3 protein-coding genes are annotated in these 2,706 nt (G+C 71.1%); all 3 read left to right on the top strand.

Annotated features, from left to right (window positions below):
- On the top strand, positions 1–906 hold a 906-nt coding region (pstC, locus tag HLH28_RS17730; protein WP_182961925.1), incomplete at its 5' end, for a phosphate ABC transporter permease subunit PstC.
- A 1-nt stretch (position 907) separates the two neighbouring features.
- Complete coding sequence (gene pstA / locus HLH28_RS17725) at positions 908–1,822, top strand: phosphate ABC transporter permease PstA (protein ID WP_246396393.1); 915 nt, start codon at positions 908–910, stop codon at positions 1,820–1,822.
- A 34-nt stretch (positions 1,823–1,856) separates the two neighbouring features.
- Entirely contained in the window at positions 1,857–2,654 is a 798-nt protein-coding gene (pstB, locus tag HLH28_RS17720; protein ID WP_182961924.1) for a phosphate ABC transporter ATP-binding protein PstB, read from the top strand.
- The last annotated feature ends 52 nt before the right edge of the window (positions 2,655–2,706 follow it).

The following is a 2,706-nucleotide window of genomic DNA, read 5'->3' as shown; positions in this document are numbered from 1 at the left end:
GGGGACGCGATTTTCGCGACGATGGTGCGCGGATGCGCGCTGTTGATCCTTGTGCTGATGGGTGGGCTGATTGCGGTTCTGGCGTGGGGCGGGGCGCAGGCGTGGGGCGTGTTCGGGCCGGGCTTTGCATGGCATGCGGTGTGGAACCCGGTGAGCGAGCATTTCGGGGCGGCGGCGCCGGTGTTTGGGTCGATGGCGACGACGGTGCTGGCGCTGGTGTTCGCGGTTCCGCTGGCGTTCGGGATTGCGTTCTGGCTGGTGGAGATGGCGCCGGCGGCGGTGGCGGGCCCGATCGGGATGGCGGTGCAGCTGCTGGCGGCGGTGCCGTCGATCATTTTCGGCATGTGGGGATTTTTCGTGATCGTGCCGCTGATGGCGCGGCACGTGCAGCCCTGGGCGAACCGTTACCTGGGGCATGTGCCGGGGATCGGGGCGCTGTTCCACGGCGCGCCGTTCGGGACGGGGCTGCTGACGGGCGGCCTGGTGCTGGCGGTGATGGTGACGCCGTTCGTGTGCGCGGTGATGCGCGACGTGTTCGTGGCGATGCCGGCGCAGATCCGCGAGAGCGCGTTCGGCCTGGGCGCCACGCGGTGGGAGGTGATGCGCAGCGTGATCCTGCCGTGGTCGCGCCCGGCGCTGGTCGGCGGGATCATGCTGGGGATGGGCCGGGCGCTGGGCGAGACGATGGCGGTGACGTTCGTGATCGGCAACGCGAACCGGATCAGCTGGTCGCTGTTCGCGCCGGGGAACACGATCGCATCGCTGATCGCGCTGGAATTTCCCGAAAGCCCGGCGGGCAGCCTGAAGCTGTCGGCGCTGCTGGCGCTGGGGTTCATCCTGATGGTGATCTCGTTCGTGACGCTGGCGTGCTCGCGCCTGCTGCTGCGGCGCGGGGCGGGGGCGTAGGATGGGGGACGCGACGACGATGGACGGCGGGGCCGTGGCCGGGCATGCGGCGGGCGCGGGCTGGCAGCGCGGCGGACGGCTGGCGGCGCGGCGGCGGGCGGCGGACCATCTGGCGACGGGGCTGAGCCTGGCGGCGACGGCGGTGGTGCTGGCGGCGCTGGCGTCGATCCTGCTGACGCTGCTGGTGCGCGGGCTGCCGGGGCTGTCGGTGTCGACCTTCCTGCGGGCGACGATGTCGCCGGGGTCCGGCGGCGGGCTGGCCAACGCGATCCTGGGCAGCCTGGTCCAGACGGGGCTGGCGGCGGCGATCGGCACGCCGGTGGGGCTGCTGACGGGGGTGTACCTGGCGGAATACGCGCAGGACGGCCGGGTGGTGGGCATGGTGCGCTTCGTGTCGGACATGATGCTGTCGGCGCCGTCGATCCTGGTCGGGCTGTTCGTGTACATGGCGCTGGTGGCGCCGGTGGGGCATTTCTCGGGCCTGTCGGGTTCGGTGGCGCTGGCGATCCTGTTCGTGCCGGTGGTGGTGCGCACGACCGAGGACATGCTGCGGCTGGTGCCGCTGACGATGCGCGAGGCGGCGTATGCGCTGGGGGCGCCGAAATGGCGCGTGGTGGCGCAGGTGTGCCTGCGGGCGGCGCGCAGCGGCGTGCTGACGGGGATCCTGCTGGCGGTGGCGCGGGTGTCGGGGGAAACGGCGCCGCTGCTGTTCACGTCGCTGGGGAACATGAACTGGTCGCTGGACCTGGGGGCGCCGATGGCCAGCCTGCCGGTGGCGATCTACCAGTATGCGGGCTCGGCGTATGACGACTGGGTGCAGCTGGCCTGGACGGGGGCGCTGCTGATCACGACGGGGGTGCTGGTGCTGAACGTGCTGGTGCGGGTGTGGAGCCGCCGGACGGGCGCTGCGGGATGAGGCAGGGGACAGGCCGGGGATGGGAATGCAGGGCATGAGGGATACGGTGATGCAGGACGTGCCGGCGGCCGAGGCCGTGGCGCCGGCGCTTGCGGTGCGGGGGCTGGATTTCTGGTATGGGTCGCATCGGGCGCTGAAGGACATCACGGTGGATTTCCCGGCACGCCGGGTGACGGGGATGATCGGGCCGTCGGGGTGCGGGAAGTCGACGCTGCTGCGGGTGCTGAACCGGATGTATGACCTGTATCCGGGCCAGCGCGCGACGGGGGAGGTGGTGTTCGACGGCCGGAACATCCTGTCGTCGGAGGTGGACCTGAACGTGCTGCGGGCGCGGGTGGGGATGGTGTTCCAGAAGCCGACGCCGTTCCCGATGTCGATCTACGAGAACATCGCCTTCGGGGTGCGGCTGCACGAGCGCCTGGCGCGGGCGGAGATGGATGCGCGGGTCGAGGACGTGCTGCGGCGCGTGGCGCTGTGGGGCGAGGTGAAGGACCGGCTGGGGGCGTCGGCGTCGGCGCTGTCGGGCGGCCAGCAGCAGCGGCTGTGCATCGCGCGGACGATCGCGACCCGGCCGGAGGTGATCCTGCTGGACGAGCCGACGAGCGCGCTGGACCCGATCTCGACCGCGCGGATCGAGGAGCTGCTGGACGAGCTGAAGGGCGAGTTCACGATCGCGATCGTGACGCACAATCTGCAGCAGGCGGCGCGGTGCGCGGACCGGGTGGCGTTCTTCTACCTGGGCGAGCTGGTGGAGGTCGACAGCGCGGACCGCATGTTCACCGCGCCGCGCGAACGCCGCACGCAGGATTACATCACCGGCCGCTTCGGCTGAAACAGGGAGTGGAAACCGTGCCACGCGAACACGCACACACCGTCAGCAGCTA

It is taken from the genome of Gluconacetobacter tumulisoli (genome assembly GCF_014174155.1).
Classification (GTDB): Bacteria; Pseudomonadota; Alphaproteobacteria; order Acetobacterales; family Acetobacteraceae; genus Gluconacetobacter; species Gluconacetobacter tumulisoli.
This window is presented reverse-complemented; position numbering and strand designations above follow the sequence as displayed.